This is a genomic window from Halopiger djelfimassiliensis (genome assembly GCF_000455365.1).
In the GTDB taxonomy this organism is placed as follows: domain Archaea; phylum Halobacteriota; class Halobacteria; order Halobacteriales; family Natrialbaceae; genus Halopiger_B; species Halopiger_B djelfimassiliensis.
In genome coordinates, this window is record NZ_HG315684.1 from 6,755 (window position 1) to 23,596 (window position 16,842).

Annotated in this window: 20 protein-coding genes and 1 tRNA gene; 9 read left to right on the plus strand and 12 right to left on the minus strand. The window is 65.4% G+C overall.

Annotated elements, in window-relative coordinates:
- Nucleotides 1-1,073: 1,073 nt before the first annotated feature.
- Together TX80_RS19200 and TX80_RS00035 are read left to right on the plus strand one after the other, a co-directional pair.
- Entirely contained in the window at nt 1,074-1,235 is a 162-nt protein-coding gene (locus TX80_RS19200) for a hypothetical protein (protein ID WP_195893003.1), read from the plus strand.
- A gap of 57 nt (nt 1,236-1,292) precedes the next feature.
- A complete protein-coding gene (locus TX80_RS00035) occupies nt 1,293-1,721 on the plus strand; it encodes a hypothetical protein (RefSeq protein ID WP_049920777.1) in 429 nt (142 codons plus the stop codon).
- A gap of 6 nt (nt 1,722-1,727) precedes the next feature.
- On the opposite strand, the gene TX80_RS00040 is transcribed toward TX80_RS00035, so the two are convergent.
- Nucleotides 1,728-2,186 carry a MaoC family dehydratase gene (locus tag TX80_RS00040; protein ID WP_049920778.1) on the minus strand — a complete coding sequence of 153 codons (459 nt, stop codon included), beginning with the start codon at nt 2,184-2,186 and terminating at the stop codon, nt 1,728-1,730.
- Between the two features lie 102 nt (nt 2,187-2,288).
- Here TX80_RS00040 and TX80_RS00045 point away from each other — a divergent pair, with 102 nt between their 5' ends.
- Nucleotides 2,289-3,284: an asparaginase gene (locus TX80_RS00045; RefSeq protein ID WP_049920780.1), complete on the plus strand. Its 996-nt coding sequence runs from the start codon at nt 2,289-2,291 to the stop codon at nt 3,282-3,284.
- Here the strand turns inward: TX80_RS00045 and TX80_RS00050 are convergent.
- From TX80_RS00050 to TX80_RS00065, 5 genes are all read right to left on the minus strand, one after another.
- Nucleotides 3,281-4,180 carry a polysaccharide deacetylase family protein gene (locus tag TX80_RS00050; RefSeq protein ID WP_049920781.1) on the minus strand — a complete coding sequence of 300 codons (900 nt, stop codon included), beginning with the start codon at nt 4,178-4,180 and terminating at the stop codon, nt 3,281-3,283. The two genes, TX80_RS00045 and TX80_RS00050, sit on opposite strands and share 4 nt — an antisense overlap.
- A 154-nt stretch (nt 4,181-4,334) precedes the next feature.
- Nucleotides 4,335-4,475: a hypothetical protein gene (locus tag TX80_RS19205; protein WP_195893004.1), complete on the minus strand. Its 141-nt coding sequence runs from the start codon at nt 4,473-4,475 to the stop codon at nt 4,335-4,337.
- A gap of 114 nt (nt 4,476-4,589) precedes the next feature.
- The gene (locus TX80_RS00055) at nt 4,590-4,913 is read right to left on the minus strand and encodes a COG4315 family predicted lipoprotein (RefSeq protein ID WP_268258132.1); all 324 of its coding nucleotides are present in this window, start codon (nt 4,911-4,913) and stop codon (nt 4,590-4,592) included.
- A 12-nt stretch (nt 4,914-4,925) separates the two neighbouring features.
- The gene (locus tag TX80_RS00060) at nt 4,926-5,846 is read right to left on the minus strand and encodes a cupredoxin domain-containing protein (protein ID WP_049920785.1); all 921 of its coding nucleotides are present in this window, start codon (nt 5,844-5,846) and stop codon (nt 4,926-4,928) included.
- 439 nt (nt 5,847-6,285) lie between these two features.
- Entirely contained in the window at nt 6,286-6,570 is a 285-nt protein-coding gene (locus TX80_RS00065) for a GYD domain-containing protein (protein WP_049920786.1), read from the minus strand.
- A gap of 130 nt (nt 6,571-6,700) precedes the next feature.
- On the opposite strand from TX80_RS00065, the gene TX80_RS00070 reads away from it, so the two are divergent.
- Entirely contained in the window at nt 6,701-7,015 is a 315-nt protein-coding gene (locus tag TX80_RS00070) for a hypothetical protein (protein ID WP_049920787.1), read from the plus strand.
- A 244-nt stretch (nt 7,016-7,259) separates the two neighbouring features.
- Here the strand turns inward: TX80_RS00070 and TX80_RS00075 are convergent.
- Nucleotides 7,260-7,334 (minus strand) — tRNA-Val (locus TX80_RS00075).
- 40 nt (nt 7,335-7,374) lie between these two features.
- Nucleotides 7,375-7,647, minus strand: coding sequence for a DUF7553 family protein (locus TX80_RS00080; RefSeq protein WP_049920789.1), 273 nt, complete (start codon nt 7,645-7,647; stop codon nt 7,375-7,377).
- Nucleotides 7,648-7,814: 167 nt separating this feature from the next.
- Between TX80_RS00080 and TX80_RS00085 the strand changes: the two genes are divergently transcribed.
- Together TX80_RS00085 and TX80_RS00090 are read left to right on the plus strand one after the other, a co-directional pair.
- Nucleotides 7,815-8,453, plus strand: coding sequence for a helix-turn-helix domain-containing protein (locus tag TX80_RS00085; protein ID WP_049920790.1), 639 nt, complete (start codon nt 7,815-7,817; stop codon nt 8,451-8,453).
- Between the two features lie 64 nt (nt 8,454-8,517).
- Nucleotides 8,518-8,850, plus strand: coding sequence for a DUF7344 domain-containing protein (locus tag TX80_RS00090; RefSeq protein WP_049920792.1), 333 nt, complete (start codon nt 8,518-8,520; stop codon nt 8,848-8,850).
- 67 nt (nt 8,851-8,917) lie between these two features.
- Here TX80_RS00090 and TX80_RS00095 read toward each other — a convergent pair whose 3' ends face one another.
- Entirely contained in the window at nt 8,918-9,451 is a 534-nt protein-coding gene (locus TX80_RS00095) for a cob(I)yrinic acid a,c-diamide adenosyltransferase (protein ID WP_049920793.1), read from the minus strand.
- A 158-nt stretch (nt 9,452-9,609) separates the two neighbouring features.
- Between TX80_RS00095 and TX80_RS00100 the strand changes: the two genes are divergently transcribed.
- Together TX80_RS00100 and TX80_RS00105 are read left to right on the plus strand one after the other, a co-directional pair.
- Complete coding sequence (locus TX80_RS00100; protein ID WP_049920794.1) at nt 9,610-9,792, plus strand: DUF7838 family putative zinc beta-ribbon protein; 183 nt, start codon at nt 9,610-9,612, stop codon at nt 9,790-9,792.
- 144 nt (nt 9,793-9,936) lie between these two features.
- Nucleotides 9,937-11,676, plus strand: coding sequence for an NAD(+)/NADH kinase (locus TX80_RS00105; protein ID WP_049920795.1), 1,740 nt, complete (start codon nt 9,937-9,939; stop codon nt 11,674-11,676).
- A gap of 20 nt (nt 11,677-11,696) precedes the next feature.
- Here TX80_RS00105 and gcvPB read toward each other — a convergent pair whose 3' ends face one another.
- Together gcvPB and gcvPA are read right to left on the minus strand one after the other, a co-directional pair.
- Entirely contained in the window at nt 11,697-13,193 is a 1,497-nt protein-coding gene (gcvPB, locus tag TX80_RS00110) for an aminomethyl-transferring glycine dehydrogenase subunit GcvPB (RefSeq protein WP_049920796.1), read from the minus strand.
- Entirely contained in the window at nt 13,190-14,527 is a 1,338-nt protein-coding gene (gene gcvPA, locus TX80_RS00115; RefSeq protein WP_049920797.1) for an aminomethyl-transferring glycine dehydrogenase subunit GcvPA, read from the minus strand. Before gcvPA ends, gcvPB begins: the two co-directional genes overlap by 4 nt.
- Nucleotides 14,528-14,752: 225 nt before the next feature.
- Here gcvPA and TX80_RS00120 point away from each other — a divergent pair, with 225 nt between their 5' ends.
- Nucleotides 14,753-15,463 carry a DUF2270 domain-containing protein gene (locus TX80_RS00120; protein WP_049920798.1) on the plus strand — a complete coding sequence of 237 codons (711 nt, stop codon included), beginning with the start codon at nt 14,753-14,755 and terminating at the stop codon, nt 15,461-15,463.
- 21 nt (nt 15,464-15,484) lie between these two features.
- Here the strand turns inward: TX80_RS00120 and TX80_RS00125 are convergent, their stop codons facing one another.
- The gene (locus TX80_RS00125; RefSeq protein WP_049920799.1) at nt 15,485-16,717 is read right to left on the minus strand and encodes an AI-2E family transporter; all 1,233 of its coding nucleotides are present in this window, start codon (nt 16,715-16,717) and stop codon (nt 15,485-15,487) included.
- Between the last annotated feature and the right edge of the window lie 125 nt (nt 16,718-16,842).

Below are 16,842 nucleotides of genomic sequence, written 5' to 3' on the forward strand. Positions count from 1 at the left end.
ACTCGACGGTCAACGGCCGTTCGTGCTCGAGAACGCGGCTCTCTCGCTGCGGAGTCCTCGAGACGACGGCGGCGGGGGTGGGCCGGAAGCCACGATGCCCTCACGGTCGGCGGGCGATCAGCCGACCGCGGCTCGCGGTCCAGCGCATCGGTCCGGATCGGTCGTCACCATGACGCGCTCGCTCGAGCGACCGCGGCGAGGTGCGACCTCGCGGGAATCCCCCATCGACCCCCGCCGACCGCCGGACTCGAGCGGGCCGGTTCGGCACGACCGCCGAACGCGGCCCAAAAACGCACCTCGGACGCGCCGCTATCCGTGTCGAGCGAACGGAATGTCGTGCGAGACGTTTATGTCTCGGGAGCGGGTACGCAATCATGGCTTCGACCTCACCGGGTTGGAAGCCACGTCTCGGGTGTCCTAGCACCCGGGGCATTTCAGCGCATGCCCCCTGCGACGGTTCTGGAGACGATAGCTTCCAGTGAGAACTATCACCCAGACTAACTTATATCTAGTGTCGTATCGAGTGCAATATATTGTGCAGCGACTCCAACGACCTTCGCTTCCCGGCAGGGAGACGCCCGATTGCGTTCGATGGGATCGAACGGAATCGGCCGGTTCGGGAACGACGACTGCGGACTTCTCATTCCTCGAGCCGATGATAGCCGGTTCGTACCAGTCGGCCAGCGCCGACGAGGGTCAGAACGGCTGTGCCAACCACGACACCGGTGTGGACAAACCCGAACACCGGGACGAACGAATACCGACCAAGGACGAGCAATACCACCAGCAGAAGCCACAGAATATACAACCCGACGCCGATTCGATAGCCGATTTCGTGCACGTTCCTGTCTCTGTATAGCAGGTTACTTCCCGCTGTCGGGACTGTTCATACTGTTACGGGCGTCGTCGCCGGCGTTCGCTCGGCCGTCGTCCCGTCTCCCCGTTATCGGCAAGCGGTCGACGTTCGCTGTCCGTGACTTCGTGAGCGGCCGCCGCCTCGAGCACCGATCAGTGATGGGTGCTAGCAATTATACCGATCAGGGTCGTAGTCCCGCTCGAGAGCGACACCGACGATGGACGCAACGACAACGGCGTGTGCGAACTGCGGGGACGAAACCCTGCCGGTGAGCCGGTACCACATCTACCTGTCGACGGACGAAGTCATCGAGGTCGTCCTCTGTGAGGGCTGTCGGTACAAGTTCGCCACCGCCGACTGGGTCAACGCGGTGGTCTGACGGGGTTCGTGCGCGGCCGCGTCGGTATTTTACGCATCGACCGCGAAGGCCCGCGTAATGTCCGGGGCCGACCGCTACAAGCTATTCGGCGTCTACGTGTCACAGCCAGTCGTCGACGCGCTCGAGGAGTACGTCTACGACGAGGCCGGCGTCCTCGATCTCGAGACCTACTTCGACGAGACGGCGGATTCGGTCCCGCGTGGCGATCCGGGGGCTACGGCGACCGACGAACTGGTCGCGGCCGTGGTCGACGACTTCGCGGCCCTGTACGACGCCGCGGACTTCGAGGCGGCCGCGCGGATCGATCCCGACGCGTTCGTGCTCGTCCGGCTGGCCGCCGCACCCCGCCGGGTGGCCCGCGTCCGCGAACGGTTTCAGGCCGCAGCGACAATTCGGGAGACGGACCTGCGAACGGTCCAGACCGCGATCCTGTCGGCATCCGTCTCCGTCGCTCCGAACCCGGAGTCGAAGCCGGCCGACCGGTAACGTCCGTCAGGAGTCCGCCGACTCCGCGTTCCGCCGGGCGATCATCCCGAGTCCGATCCAGGAGAGGACGACGTCCCCGTCCCCGGTGCGCCCCTCGAGCCGTTCGTCGACGTACCCCCGTCGCGGATCGCTTTCCGAGACCCGCTTGTCCAGAACCTCGGTGCGGATCGACAGCGTGTCCCCCGGCGTGACGGGCCGTTTCCAGCGCAGTTCGTCCACGCCGCGGGCACCCATGCTGGCTCGGTCCTGCATGGGGCCGGTCACGAGCAGGCGCATACAGATCGCGGCGGTGTGCCACCCGGACGCGACCAGTTCCCCGAACGCGGAGTCCGCGGCCGCGCTCTCGTCGACGTGAAACGGTTGCGGATCGTACTGTTCGGCGAACTCGACGATTTCCTCCTTGGTCACGTGGTACTCGCCGAACTCCTGGGTTTCTCCGATCTCGATGTCTTCGTAGTACCGCATCGCCGGAACGTGTGGGTGACGTGAGCAAGAACCTATGGAATCCGGAACCGTGCGTGGCCGTTCCGGGTCGGTTTTTCGTGACTCGCGGTCGACGCGTCCCGTATGCACGTCACCGTGCTCAGTACGGGCGGGACCATCGCGAGCACCGCGGCCGAAGACGGTGCGCATCCGACGAAGCGGGGACAGGACCTCGTGGCGGCAGTTCCCGAACTGAAGGAGTACGCCTCCCTCACGGTCGAGGAAGTCGCTCGCGTCCCCAGCTACGAGATGGACGCCGAAACGCTCGAGACGATCGGCGAGCGCGTCCGGGCGATCACCGACGCCGACGGGAGCGACGCCGCCGACGCCGTCGTCGTCACTCACGGCACGGACACGATGGAGGAAACGGCCTACTACCTCGACGTCGCCGTCCAGCCGGAGACGCCGGTGTTCCTGACCGGTGCCCAGCGCCGGCCCGACGAGGTCAGCCCGGACGGCCCGGCGAACCTCCTGACCGCGGTCCGGGCCGGCCGCGCGTTCGCCGATCGAGGGGCCGGGGGGACGTTCGTCGCGTTCGACGAGGCGATCCACGCCGCCCGGACAGCGACGAAGGTTCACACCTCGCGGCTGGACGCGTTCCGCTCCCGGGACGCGGGACCGGTGGCGACCGTCGACCGCGAGGGCGTGACGATCCACCGGCCGCCGCAGCGCGAAACGCGTCCGCTCCCGGCGACGTCGCTCGAGCCGGCCGTCCGCACGATCAAAAGCGGCAGTTGCGCGACCGGCGAGCTGGTCGAGGCCGCCGTCGAACGCGGCGCTGACGGCCTCGTAATCGAGGGAACCGGGCTCGGAAACGCGACGGCGGGAATCGCCGATGCGGTCCGGGCGGCCATCGACGACGGCATCCCCGCCGTCGTCACCTCCCGCTGTCTCGAGGGCCGAACGACGCCGGTCTACGGCGGCGTCGGCGGCGGCCAGCGGCTGCGAGCGCACGGAGCCGTCTTCGCCGGCGGCTTGTCGGCCCAGCAGGCCCGGATCCGGCTGACGCTGGCGCTCGAGGCGTTCGACGACCCGGACGTATCGACCCTTCGATCGGCGTTTGCCGACGACGCGGCCTAGACGTAGTCGCCCTCGCTCTCGTAGACCGACGGATCGTCCGCGAACTTCTCGGCGACCGTCTCGAGGGTGACGAACTCGGCGCGGTCGTGGCCCTGCACGTACCGGATGAACTCGTCGAACAGCGGGATCATGTGCGGCAGCCCGTGGATGTCGGGATGGATCGTGAACGTGTACACGCCGGCCCCGCGCTGGTCGTAGAGGAAGTCGAACTGCCGTTTGTAGTACTGCTCGTACATCATTTCGGGGTCTTTGTACCCTGCGTGGTAGATCGGCTGCTTGATGAACAGCATCGGGGGAATGTCGTCGCGGTACCAGCTGATCGGGATCTCGACGACGTCGGTTTCCTCGCCGTACTGGTAGGGTTCCATCCACGTCTCGGGGTCCCTGTCGTACTGGATCTTCTCCCAGTCGTCGCCCTTGCGCATCCAGCCCGGCTCGAACTCCCGCTCCATGAGGCTGCTGTCGTACTCGAAGCCGTGTTTCTCGACCAGTTCCGGCGTGTTCTCGCTGAACTCCCACCAGCTGGCGCGGTGGCCCGCCGGCTCCGCCCCCGTAACGTCCTCGATCAACTCGATCGAAACCTCGAGAATCGCGTCCTCCTGCTCCCGCGAGAGGTCCGTGGGGTTCTCGTGGGAGTAGCCGTGTACGCCGAGTTCGTGGCCGGCGGCCGCGACGGCTTCGATCTCGTCCCGGAACGTTTCGATGGTGTGGCCGGGGACGTACCACGACGTGTCGATCCCCGTCCGTTCGAACAGCGTCACCAACCGCGGAATGCCCTCGTTCCCGGCCGAAAGCCCGCGGGAGAGGTCCGCCGGGGAGTCCTCGCCGCCGTACGAGCCGAGCCAGCCGGCGACGCAGTCCGCGTCGACGCCGATGGCAACGTCGATGTCTCCCATGGTGTACTCGAGTCCGTCACCGACCAGCGGTAAAGTGGTATGTGGCGGCTCGGCCGGACTGTGTTACGGTTCTGGCGGTTGGCTCGAGAAACGAATCGGAGCGCGTCGGCTCGCCGGCGGGTGGCCGTGGACCCGGCTGGAGCCCCCGCTCAGTTCAGGCCTCCTGTAAGTCGTAGATGCTCACCCAGTGATCGACGTACTCGGCCTCGTGCTCGCTCGCATACCGGTTGGCTTCGGCCCAGTCCGTACACTCCCGGTCGAGGTCGCAGCTATCGCACCGGAGCTGGTATGCCATATGATGGCATACTACTCGAGCGTGCTTAAACGTTCGTCGCGGCTTCGAGGGGTGCTCCAGCCAACCGCCGTCCTCTCGGCCAGCATAGGAGAAAGGGGATTGAGAGCGGACGCCTTAGCCAGTTGTCCGCTCCCGGAGAGCGGTGCCGTCCGGGGAGACCGTCCACCAGATGTCGCTGATACCCTGTCCGGTAGCGTCGCCCGGTGTGTCGTCCTGCACGAAGTAGTACAGTGGCCAGCCGTTCGCCATCACCTGTAACTCGCCAGTATCCCGTCGTTCGAAGGTCGTAAGCGTAGCCGTGACGCCGTCGCCCGCGACGGGGTCGTCGTCGATCGTATACGGCGGCCAAGTCGCGACACAGGAGCCTTGACAGGCACTCCCGTCTTCGGCCTCGTCGGGGAGGAACAGGTACACCGTCCGTCCCTCCGAATCGACCAGAACCTCGCCGAGTTAGTCGTGTTCGTGGACCTGCACGGTCGGTGTCGTCGCTGCACCGGTTTCGTCCCGGGTATCGTGCCTCGGACCGTGCCCTCCGACGCGATCGACATCGGCAAACACCTCCGCAAACGGGACCGACCCCTGCGTCTGGATGTGCATCGGATCCAGCGCGTCCGCGCTGAGTACTTCCTGTGGCGTCAGGAACGGCCACTCACAGCCCTCGTTTCGATCGCTCGGTGCGTTGAGGTCGTGCTCGAGGAACTCCTTGCTGAACGGGGCGAGGAGCGGCGGGTCCTCGCTCCCTTCGAACGTTTCCACGTAGTCCGGCAGGTCCGTCTCGGCGATGTCGCCGACGACGATCCGCATGTTCATTCCGAAGACGTGATGCGGGCCACAGTACAGGTCATAGACCCCCTCTTCGCCGAACCGATAGAGCCAGGCCGCGCCGACGCTGAGAACCGGCGACGAGAACGGTGCCACTCCGTCAGGGACCCGCTGTTGGAACCCTTTCGCGGGGTGATAGGTCGTGATGCTGTGATCCGGCTCGTCGAGAACGAACGCCACGATATCACCGCTGTCCAGGTGCAGGCCGGTCGGTTCGAAGTGGAAAAGCGGTGGCCGGTCCGGGTTTTCGGGGTCTTCCGGCGGGGCCGAGTGAAGTTCGACGACGGAGTCGGGCGCGAGCGTTTCGGGGATCTCGTCGGCATCCGGCGTTGCAAAGCCGTAATACGGATCGATCTCCGCAACGTCCCGGTCGGCGGCATCACCGCTGTAGCCGGTGGCGGGAACGTCGTCATCGCTGTGAGCAGTCGCGACGCTACTGCCCAGCGAGAGCACGCCACCGGTCCCGAGCACGCTCAGCAGCGGCCGCCGCTCGAGATCGAGCCATCCGTCTCTTTCAGGGGGGTCGGTATTCTTGTCGGCTGTCGGCATTTTGTCACCTCGGATTCGGTTGCTGGCGCGTTGCAGCAACTCCATCCACCGACCCGGCCATATACCGACTCGATTGTTTCTCCCCTAGAAACGAATTTTCCCGCTCCTTCTACCGCGGTATGGTGACTTTCTATACCTGTTCGAGAGATGTGGAATGCGCCGTGAACGCGATCGTTGTCCCGGGGTAATGGGTGACACACAGCGTCCGGTACAGCAAAAGGGTCCGTTAGGCGAGGGGTGTTCACGGAACGTCGGATCGGTGTTCCAGCACCGCTGTGCCCGCGTTTCTTCGGGGCCGCATCAGCGGTCGTCCCGTGACACGTCTCCAACTCTTCCGACGATTCGGAAGGCTCCGTTTGCGACTCGAATGCATCGAGCGGGTTCGAACCGCCGTCGTACCGATCGGTCCGACTGGCCAGCATCACCGTCACCCGGAGCGTTACGGAAGCCCCGCGATCAGGTCCCGCATCGCCTCCCTCGAGAACGCCTTCACCGTCTCCGAACTGACGTTGCCCTGCTCGGTGACGGCGAGAATCGCCTGTGCAGCCGTCTCGTCGTCGGGAAACCCGCTGATCGTGATCGTGTCGAACCGTCCCAACAGCAGATAACACTCCCGGAGTTCGTCGCCCATCTCCTCGAACTGCTCCGCGATCCGATCGACGCGGTCGGGGCTCTCTTTGACTGTCTGTGCGCCTTGCTGGGGAATTGCTAGCTCGTGACGCACGTTGACATTCAACAGCTACCGCCACCGGCAGGGAACAGTACCCGCTCCGCTGGACGAGCCCGGCTCGACGGCTATGACTCGTGGACGATTGAACGAGGCCGATTATCGTCGACGGCGAGAATCATCGCCTATGTCCCTCATCGTCCTCGGAGCAGTGCTGTTGCTCTGTCTCCTTCCGTCGCTCCTTTTTCTCGGATTCTGGCGCGGACTCGTCGCCATGCAACGACGGTCGCTCGTCACTCGAGCCAGTTCCCGTACCGGCGACACCGACCCGGCGGTTACCTGGGGTGACGTCATCGATGCGTACGCCGATCCGGAAAAATCCCTTTTCACCCCCTCGTCCGAACCCCACGCACAGCCCGACGACGGTCGGTGTGTCGCCTGCTCGGCGACGAACGATCCCGTCGCGACGTTCTGCCGTCACTGTCTCCGGAAACTCGAGTGACGGAACTCGCCGCCCCGGCCTCCGACCGTGATCTCTCGGGGTGCTCGCTTCGCTGTGCGTGACTCGTCCGGTTCGAACTGCGATACCGGTTTTCGAGCGACGCGCTCGCCGCGTCGCTCCTCACGAGTTGTGGTTCGAAAAATGGGTCGGGGCAGATTTGAACCGCGGTCGTTTCACTCACTGGATCGAATCCGTTCCAACGTAACGGACTTGCGCCTCACGGAATTGTTCGGCGCAAAATCAGTGGGTTGGGACAGATTTGAACTGCCGACTTCCTCCGTGTGAAGGAGGTATCATAACCGGACTAGATCACCAACCCGCACGGAGTTGTATCCGTGCGTTCGACTTAAGGCTTCCTTTCACCGCTCGGCCGACGCCCCGTTCGAACGGGATGCCCCCAGCGTCCGCCGAGCGCGCTTGACGGCGTCGCGAGCCCGGCCCTCCGCGTTCTCCTCGAGCGCCGTCAGTTCCGCCCGGAGCGTCTCGAGTCGATTCGGTTCGGGCTCGGGTTCCCGACCGGTCAGTTCGCGGACGCGTTCCCGGACCGATTCGAGTGTGGTCCTGATGCCGAGTTTCGCGTGTTCGCCGGCACGCGTGAGGTAGTACAGGCTGTCGTGGAAGTGCTTGTTCATGGGTGGTCATCACACACATAGGCCGCGACCGAATATAGTCCTTTCGTAGGCGACAGAATCCATCGGCGGCCGGAGCCGTCCAGTTCCCACCGAAAGCCCCGCCGTCGACCATTTCGAACGCGTTGTAAGTGGAGTGGTTTTTATAAGTGGTGGGTAAACGATTAGGTGTGTTGGTCGCCGAATTCGCAGTCGGCCAAACGATTCTCCACAGCACGCTCGAGGCGTTTCCCGATATCCGAATCGTTCACGAACAACAGTACCGGACCGGCGACGACGGCATTCGATTGTTGTTCCGGATGTCCGGCGTCGACGTCTCGCCGTTCGAAACCGCCGTCGACGCCGATCCAACGGTGACCAACCGTCGCCGGTTGGCGGCGATCGAGTCGGCGTCGTTCTACCGCGTCGACGTTACGGAGTACGGGCGGGCCAGATCGACGTTTCCGCGCTGGTGCGACGACGATGTCGTGCTTCTCGAGGCACACGCGACACACGACGGCTGGCAACTCCGAATGCGGTTTCCGGATCGGGAAACGCTGCTCGAGTACCGCGAGGCCTACACCGCCCGGGGCTGTTCGTTCTTTCTCCTCTCGCTTTGCCGGAAGACCGACGGTGGCGACGAAACCGCCCTCACCGCCACACAGCGCAAAACGCTGGTGAGGGCGTACGAACTGGGCTATTTCGATGTTCCTCGCGGGGTTTCACAGTCGGAGCTCGCAGCGGAACTCGGGATCTCGTCGCAATCGGTCTCGGAGCGGTTACGGCGTGGGGTTTCGGCGCTGATCGAATCGACGCTCCACTACGACTGACACTTAAAGGCTTGGATCGTCAGGCCGGGTGCTGACTGTACCGTCCGGTGGAGACCGGTACTGCATGGCAATAACCGATATCGATCCGGTGTTTAACGCACTGGCCGATCAACAGCGCCGACGGATCTGTCGCTACCTCGACGAGCGACAGTCACCCGCATCATCGGACGACCTCGTGGCGCATCTGGTTTCGGACTCGGCAACCCGGGGCCAACCCGCGACCTCGTCGCGTCGTCGTCTCGAGATCAGCCTGCATCACACCCACCTGCCGCTGTTGGACGACGCGGATATCGTCGAGTACAGGCCGGCGGCCGATCGTCTCGAACCGGATCGGAACCTGTCGGTCGCAGCGACGATCCTCGAGACGGCCGCCGAGGAAACAGCGGAAGCCGTCTAGACGGCTACGAGACACCGCGACGCTGCCCTGACCGCGAACGACGACTCCCCGTTCGGCGGGTATCGCGTCAGTACTGCGGTTGTTCTTCCGGTTCTCCCTCGCGGCTGTTGACGACGCGGCCGAGCGTAAACAGGCCGTCGGACAGCCGGTTCAGGTACTGAACTGCCTGCTCGTTGATCTGTTCTTCACCGGCGAGTGCGACCGCTCGCCGTTCGGCGCGGCGACAGACGGCTCGGGCGTGGTGTAACTGTGCGCCGTGTTCGCTCCCGGTCGGCAGGATAAAGGTGGTCAGCGGCTCGAGTTCCTCGTCGTACTCGTCGATCCACGCTTCGATGGTCTCGACGTGGTCGGCCCGCACGACGGGATCGTCCTCGTCCGGGTCCGGATTCGCGAACTCCGCCTGGACGATGTGGAGGTGGTTCTGGACCGTCCGCAACCGCTCGTCGATGTCGTCGTGGCCGGTGGGTCGAATCGTCCCGAGCAGGGCGTTGAGTTCGTCGACGGTTCCGTAGGCTTCGATGCGGGCGCTGGTCTTCGAGACGCGAGTCATGTCCCGGAGATCCGTCTCCCCGTCGTCACCACGGCCTGTGTAGATCGACATATCCGAACCGACGGAAGGCGCTCACTTAATTGCTGTCCGGAATCGGATCGGTACGAACCGCCGATGCCGTCGTCGCGGGCTCGAGCGCCCGAACCAGTTCGGACGGCGTCGCTGTGCAAACCAGTACGTTAAATTCGCTTCACCCGAAACGGTCGCCTATGGCGCTGGAACTCGACCACGACTGTCCCGACTGCGGCGAAGAGCGCACCTTCTATCGCGCCGCGAGCACGACGGTACACCTCGGCGAGAAAGTCAAGTGGCACTGTCCGGACTGTGACTACGGGTTCGTCCGGATCTCCGACAACGGAGCGACCGTCGACTCGAGCGCGGCGGACGCCTGAAGACGACACCGTTCGACTGGAGAATCCCGAACCCGGATGTTGCTTCCGTTCTCGTCCGACCGCGGTCCCTGATCGCGTCTCCGTCGCCGCCGGTCCCGGTGAAACCACCACACCCATAAGCGGACCGGCCCGACGCAATCACCAATGCAAGGACGCAGGCTCGCGACGACGGACGAGATCATCGCCATCGTCAGTCCGGACAGCGACGACGTCGTCACGCAGCTGACGGCCTGGACCGACGACCGCGGCGTCGATCTCTCGACCGTCGACGTGGGCGACGACATCGACGACGTCTACGACGAGAACCGGGCGACGCTCGGGGTCACTATCGGCGGTGACGGGACCTTTCTCGAGGGTATCAAGACGTTCGCCCCGCGGAACGTCCCCCAGTTGGGGGTCAACACGGGGACGCTCTCCTTTCTCGCCCGCGTCGAACCCGAAGACCTCGAAGCGGCCCTCGACGAGGTGATCCGCGGTCGCGCGGCGGTCGACAGCCGCCAGCAGGTTGCCGTCGAGGGACCGGGGATCGATGCCACGGGGATCAACGACGTGATGATCGAGCACGTTCCGCCGGAGAACCCGATCGATCGCAAGATCACGCGACTCGACGTCTACGCCGACGACGAGTACGTCGGCGAGTTCGAGGGGACCGGCCTCGCGGTTTCGACGCCGACGGGATCGACCGGCGTCTCGCTGTCGGCGAACGGGCCGATCCACTACCCGGTCAACAACCACACGCTCCAGCTCGTTCCGTTACACACCCACCAGCTCGGCGTTCGTCCCATCGTCGTGTCGCCGTCGACCGAACTCCGGATCTTCACCAAGGGACCGGCGAGTCTCCTCGTCGACGGCGGCCGCGCTCACAGGATCCTCGAGACGGGCGAGGAGATCCTGGTGACGGGGGCCGCCAGACTCGCACACGTCGTCCGGACCAGCTACGACGACCACTTCTTCACCGCGATTTCGAAGAAACTCGGGTGGGACATTCGCGACGTCGACGATCCCCCGATTTCGGCGATCAGCTCCGCGAGCGTTCCCGATTCGGCCGCGGCTCGGCCCGGTTCGCCGATCGACCCCGATACCGCCGGCTCCGATACCCTCGAGCGCGCGCTTACGATCGCAACGGAGGCCGCCGAGGCGGCCGGCGAGCCCCTCCGGGAACTCCACGGCCAGGTCGAATCGATCGCCGTCAAAAGTGACAAATCCGACATCGTCACCGAGGCCGATCACCAGGCCAACCGGATCATCACCACCGTCATCGACAACGAGTTCCCCGAACACGGGATCGTCTCGGAGGAACAGCCCCGCCGGAAGGGCGAGGACGGGTACACGTGGGTCGTCGACCCGCTCGATGGCACCGGGAACTTCGCCCACGGAAACCCGAACTACTCGATCTCGATCGCGCTGCTCGAGGACGGAACCCCCGCCATGGGCGTCGTTTACGTCCCCGAAACCGACGAACTGTTCAGCGCGATCGCGGGACAGGGAGCCTGCAAGGACGGCGAACCGATCGAGACGACCGACCGGGACCGCCTCGACGAGAGCATGCTCATTTCGGGGTACGATCCCGACGGGACGTTCCTCTCCCATTTCTATCAGGAGTCCCGCGGGGTTCGGCGGCTGGGCTCGGCCGCGCTCAATCTCTGTTATCTCGCGAGCGGCAGCGCCGACGCGACCTGGGAGCACGACACAAACCCCTGGGACGTCGCCGGCGGGCTGGTGATCGCCCGGGCCGCCGGCGCGACGATCACCGACGAACGCGGCGAGCCGTTCGACTTCGATCTCGACGCCGATGGCCGGACCGCGTTGCTCGGCTCGAACGGGTCGCTTCACCCGGCGTTGCTCGATCACCTCGAGGACGGACTGCCGACCCCGGTGCAGTAACGCGTCGGTTGTCGGCGAGTCTACTCGGATTCTGACTCGCCGTCGTCCGCAAGCGCCTGCCACGACAGCCGCGGGCTTCGGGCGGCGCTCGTCTGGTCGATCCGGCGTGCGGCCGTCCGCTCGGGCGCGGCTTCGAGCGTTGCCTCGTCTTCGGCGGCGACGGCGTCGAACGCTGCGGCGAGTTGGTCGAGCGTCGCCTTGCTCTCGACCTCCGTCGGTTCGGTCATCAGCGCCTCGGGGACGATCTCGGGCCACTTGGTCGTCGGCGGGTGGACGCCGTAATCGAGCATCCGTTTCGCCACGTCGGCGGCGTCCTGTTCGCCCGCGCTGGCGACGAACTCGTGGTGGAACGGCTCGTAGGGGACGTCGTACTCGATCCGGCTGGCGAGGTAGTTCGCGTTCAACACGGCCTTCGCGCTTGCGTCCGCGAGTCCCTCGTCGCCAAGCCGCGCGATGTACGCGAAGGCTTTCACGAGCACGAGCCAGTTGCCGTAGAATCCGTGGACCTTGCCGATCGTGTGCTCGGGCTCGAACAGTTCGTACCCCGGTTCGCTCTTGCTCGCGCCGTCCCGTCGGACGCGAGGCGCTGGCAGGAACGGAGCCAACTCCTCGACGACGCCGACCGGGCCAGCACCGGGGCCGCCGCCGCCGTGTGGCGTCGCGAACGTCTTGTGGACGTTGTAGTGCATCACGTCGAAGCCCATGTCGCCCGGCCGGGCGCGACCGAGCAAGGCGTTGAGGTTCGCACCGTCGTAATAGAGCAGGCCGCCGACGTCGTGGACCATTTCGGCGATCTCCTCGATGTCCCGCTCGAACAACCCGAGCGTGTTCGGATTCGTCAGCATCAGCGCCGCCGTGTTCTCGCCGAGGGCGGCCTCGAGCGCCTCGAGATCGACGCGGCCGTCGTCGTCGCTGGGCAGGGAGACGACGTCGTACCCGCCGAGTGCGGCACTGGCGAAGTTCGTGCCGTGGGCGCTTTCGGGAACGATGACCTCGTCGCGGTGGCCCTCGCCGTTGTACTCGTGGTAGGCCGCGGCGACCCTGATGCCGACGAACTCGCCGGCCGCGCCGGCGGGCGGCTGGAGGGTCACCGCGTCCATCCCGCCGATCCGCCCGAGGTAGTCCTGCAGCCGATACATGAGCTCGAGGGTCCCCTGGACGGACGTTTCGGACCTATCGGGGTGGACGGCCCCACCGGGCAACGCCGCCACGTCCTCGGTGAACTTGGGGTTGTACTTCATCGTACACGAGCCGAGCGGGTAGGGGCCGCTGTCGATCCCGTAGACCATCTGGGAGAGGCGCGTGTAGTGGCGGGCCAGCTCGGGTTCCGACAGTTCGGGTAACTCGAGGGAATCGCGGGTGAGGTCGTCCGGCAGCGGCGAGTCCGAGCCGTCGCCGCCGATCTCGACGCGCGTCTGGTCTTTCTCGGAGAGCAACGGTTCGTACTGGCCGTCGTCGACGTACCGGGCCTGATCGTAGCGGACCTGTCCGGCCTCGTCCGCGCGCTCGTCGCTCATCGAACCACCTCCCCGACGGCTTCGACGAACGGATCGAGCCGCTCGTCGGGGACGCCGGCGACGCAGACCTGGATCTCGTGATCGCCGACGACGTGGACGGCGAACCCGCGTTTCTCGAGGTCGTCTGCGATAGCCCGCGCGGGCTGATCGACGTGGGCGACGAACTCCCGGAAGTGGTGGCGGTCGTGGACCGGTGCCGTGACGCCGACGAGGTCGTCGAGTCGCGCCGCGAGGTCCTCGGCGCGGCTGACGCCCCGCTCGGCGAGATCGACCATCCCGCTCGGACCCAACACGGCGGCGTGCATCGCGGTACGGAGCGCGACCCACGCCTGGTTCGTACAGATGTTACTCGTCGCTCGCTCCCGCCGGATGTGTTGCTCGCGCGTCTGCAAGGTGAGGGTGAACGTCCGTCGGTCGGTCGCGTCCTCGCTCGCGCCGACCAGCCGGCCCGGAACCTGCCGGAGGTAGTCCTCGCGACAGGCGAACAGCCCAAGCCCCATCCCGTAACTCGTCGGCAATCCGAGAACGCTCGCGTCACCGACGACGACGTCGACGCCGACGTCGGCCGGCCGCTGGAGCAGCGACAGCGCGATCGGATCCGAGCCGAGCGTAAACAGCGCGTCCGCTTCGTCGGCGAGTTCGCCGACCGAAGCGAGGTGTTCCTCGATCGTCCCGCGAACCGTCGGGTTCTCGGCGTAGAGCATAACCACATCCTCGTCGACCGCCTCCTCGAGCGCTGTCAGGTCGACGTTCCCGTCGTCGGTCGGATACTCCTCGACGAGCAGGTCGGTTCCGGCGACGTAGTTCTCGAGCGTGCTCCGTCGCCCCTCGAGCAGGAGGTCCGGAATGAGCACGCGGTGGCCGTCGGTGTCCCGCACCCGATCGGCGAGGGTGGCGGCTTCGCCGAGCGCGGTCGCGGCGTCGTACATCGAACAGTTGGCGATCTCGAGCCCCGTCAACTCGACCAGCAGCGACTGGTATTCGAACAGGGCCTGCAGAAAGCCCTGGGAGACCTCGGGCTGGTACTGGGTGTAGGAGGTGAGAAACTCCGACCGATCCGCGAGGTGGTCGACCAGCGACGGGACGTAGTAGCCGTAATGACCCCGCCCGAGAAACTCCGTCAGGTCGTCGTTGCGTCCCAGGATCGAGCGTACCAGCCGTCGCGTCTCCCGCTCGGTCCGTGCGTCGATCCCGAACTCCTCCTCGAATCGGACCGACGAAGGGATGTCGAAGAGATCGTCGACCGTCTCGGCGTCGACTGCCTCGAGCATCGCTGCGCGCTCCTCGTCCGTGTGGGGAGCGTACGGACTCCCCGTGGCGTGTGTTCCGTCCATGATTAGCGAGTACCTCGGTCGAACCATCCTGTCCGCCCCCGCCCGCGTACCACGCGAAGCTCGTTTCGAGACACGATACCAGTTCGTAACGGCTAGGGGATAATTAACGCACCCGTTCTGCTCCGGGACGGTCGCCCTCGAACGCGTGCTCGAGCCTGCAACCACAGCGGGTGTGCCTGCAGTTGCTACACGTCGCACTATGCCGAACGCTGCCGTTGGAAACGCATGTCCAGCGATAGCGACGACGAGCGGGAGACGCCGCTCGAGGCCGAGGACAGGGAGATCGGTGCCCGGATCGCCACCGATTCGGACTCGTTTCTGGAGGTGCTCCCGCACTTCTACCGTGGGGAGGTCAGTCAGGCCACCAGCGCCCAAGATCGTATCGATCGGACCACCGACTGGGCGATCGCGTTGCTCGCCGCCCTGTTGTCGCTCGTATTCTCGAGCCGAAACATGCCTGCCTTTCTGCTCCTGATCGGGCTGTTCGTCCTCTGTATCTTCTTGCTCTACGAGGTTCGACGGTACCGGTTCTACGACCTGTGGCGGGCCCGCGTGCGGTTCGTTCAGGAGAACGTGTTCGCGAACGCCCTGGACCCGGTCGGCGTCGAACACCGGTACTGGCGCGAGGAGCTGGGCGACGATCTGCGGAATCCGACGTTCAAGGTCTCGTTTCTCGAGGCGCTGTCGCGGCGCATCCAGCGCGTCTACGGGCTGTTATTTGCGATCGTCGGGGTCGCGTGGCTGTTCAAAGTCACGATGTTCACACCCGAACAGCTGTGGACGGAGGCCGCCGAACTTCCGGGCGTCCACGGCTATTACGTGGCGGCACTGCTCGCCGTCTTTTACCTCGTCACGTTCGCGCTCGCGGCGTGGCCGGCGCGGGAAGCGAAAGGAGAAATACACGGCGCTGAACCGGGCGAGTGGAAAAACGACTGACGGGCGGGTGGGTACGGCCGATCAGGCGGTCGGGTCGGTGTCGGCGTCCGGATCCGGTTCCGTCTCGGCGTCGGGTTCCGACGGTGTCTCCGTCACGGTGTCGGGTTCGTCACCCGCGGTGTCTGCGGTCGGCTCGTCATCGCGGTCCGCGTCGGCCGTAATCCCGGTTTCGGGATCGGTATCCGTCGCGGCGTCGGCGGCCGGCTCGGTCTCCTCGAGCGGGGCCGTCTCCAGTCCGCGTTCCCGGGCGAACACGTCGAGCGTGATCTTTGCGCCGCCGAGAACGACCGGACCGATGAACAGCCCGACCGCGCCGAAGACGACGATGCCGCCGAAGATTCCGACGACGACGATCGCCGCGTTGAACGCGCTCGTCCGTCCGATCAGTGCCGGCCGCAGGTAGGTATCCGAGGCGCTGACCAGCGATCCGTAGACGAACAGAACCGCGGCGGGGACGGGCCGGCCAACCATGACCAGATACCCCGTTACCGGAACCCAGACGCCGAACGCCCCGACGAGCGGCAACAACGCGAGGACGAACGTCGCGACGGTGAGAAAGACCACGGCGGGAACGCCGAGCAGCGCCAACCCGATCCCGAGCAACACCGCCTGAATGGCCGCGACGGCGACGTTCCCGACGACGGACGCCCACATGAGCTGGTCTAACTCCTCGATGAGTTCGCGTTGCAGGTCCGCCCTGACCGGGATCACCGTCCGAAGCCACGCGACGAGTTGTTCGCCGTCTCGCAACAGCGCAAAGAGCACGAACAGCGTCACGGTGAGCCCGATCAGGATGCCGGGAAGGCCGCTGACGAAGTCGATCGCGCTGGTTGCAAGGCCCTGTAAGCCCGTCGCGATCGGGTCCTGATACGTCTCGTAGAGATTGTCGAGGTCGACGGCGTACCCGGTATCCCTGAGGCCGGCTTCGATCGTTTCGATGTCGAGGGTCCCCTCCTGAACCGCGTTACCGACTTCGAGAGCCTGCTGGAGCGCGATCGCGAGCACGTAGAGGATCGGGATGAGGATAACCAGTACCGTCCCCACGACGAGCGTCATCGCCGCGATCATCGGCCGAACGTATCGCTCGAGCCGTCGCTGTGCGGGCAACAGGATGTACGCGAGAACAACCCCGAGAAGGACGTACTGGAGGTACGGAAGAACGACGAGCGTCCCGAGAACGACGCTCACAACGGTCAGGGCGGTCAACCCGGTCCGTTGAGAGATCCACCCGTTCCCGTCGGTTCGGTCGGACATACGTCCGCTAGGGGAGTCCGCTCCTATCAATCCGTGGAACCGACACGCTCGCGGCGACCACCAGTCTGTCCCAGTAGCCGACCGAAAAAGCCAAACGCCGGTTACCGATCGGCGTCGAGCACCGT

Excerpts from the sequence above, each read along its gene's own strand:
- TX80_RS00120 (WP_049920798.1), top strand. The coding sequence starts at position 14,753 with ATGTCCAGCGATAGCGACGACGAGCGGGAGACGCCGCTCGAGGCCGAG.
- TX80_RS00100 (WP_049920794.1), top strand. The coding sequence starts at position 9,610 with ATGGCGCTGGAACTCGACCACGACTGTCCCGACTGCGGCGAAGAGCGC.
- TX80_RS19200 (WP_195893003.1), top strand. The coding sequence starts at position 1,074 with ATGGACGCAACGACAACGGCGTGTGCGAACTGCGGGGACGAAACCCTG.
- TX80_RS00050 (WP_049920781.1), bottom strand. The coding sequence starts at position 4,180 with ATGGGAGACATCGACGTTGCCATCGGCGTCGACGCGGACTGCGTCGCC.
- gcvPB (WP_049920796.1), bottom strand. The coding sequence starts at position 13,193 with ATGAGCGACGAGCGCGCGGACGAGGCCGGACAGGTCCGCTACGATCAG.
- TX80_RS00070 (WP_049920787.1), top strand. The coding sequence starts at position 6,701 with ATGTCCCTCATCGTCCTCGGAGCAGTGCTGTTGCTCTGTCTCCTTCCG.
- TX80_RS00125 (WP_049920799.1), bottom strand. The coding sequence starts at position 16,717 with ATGTCCGACCGAACCGACGGGAACGGGTGGATCTCTCAACGGACCGGG.
- TX80_RS00080 (WP_049920789.1), bottom strand. The coding sequence starts at position 7,647 with ATGAACAAGCACTTCCACGACAGCCTGTACTACCTCACGCGTGCCGGC.
- TX80_RS00105 (WP_049920795.1), top strand. The coding sequence starts at position 9,937 with ATGCAAGGACGCAGGCTCGCGACGACGGACGAGATCATCGCCATCGTC.
- TX80_RS00090 (WP_049920792.1), top strand. The coding sequence starts at position 8,518 with ATGGCAATAACCGATATCGATCCGGTGTTTAACGCACTGGCCGATCAA.
- TX80_RS00040 (WP_049920778.1), bottom strand. The coding sequence starts at position 2,186 with ATGCGGTACTACGAAGACATCGAGATCGGAGAAACCCAGGAGTTCGGC.
- TX80_RS00060 (WP_049920785.1), bottom strand. The coding sequence starts at position 5,846 with ATGCCGACAGCCGACAAGAATACCGACCCCCCTGAAAGAGACGGATGG.
- TX80_RS19205 (WP_195893004.1), bottom strand. The coding sequence starts at position 4,475 with ATGGCATACCAGCTCCGGTGCGATAGCTGCGACCTCGACCGGGAGTGT.
- TX80_RS00035 (WP_049920777.1), top strand. The coding sequence starts at position 1,293 with ATGTCCGGGGCCGACCGCTACAAGCTATTCGGCGTCTACGTGTCACAG.
- gcvPA (WP_049920797.1), bottom strand. The coding sequence starts at position 14,527 with ATGGACGGAACACACGCCACGGGGAGTCCGTACGCTCCCCACACGGAC.
- TX80_RS00045 (WP_049920780.1), top strand. The coding sequence starts at position 2,289 with ATGCACGTCACCGTGCTCAGTACGGGCGGGACCATCGCGAGCACCGCG.
- TX80_RS00095 (WP_049920793.1), bottom strand. The coding sequence starts at position 9,451 with ATGTCGATCTACACAGGCCGTGGTGACGACGGGGAGACGGATCTCCGG.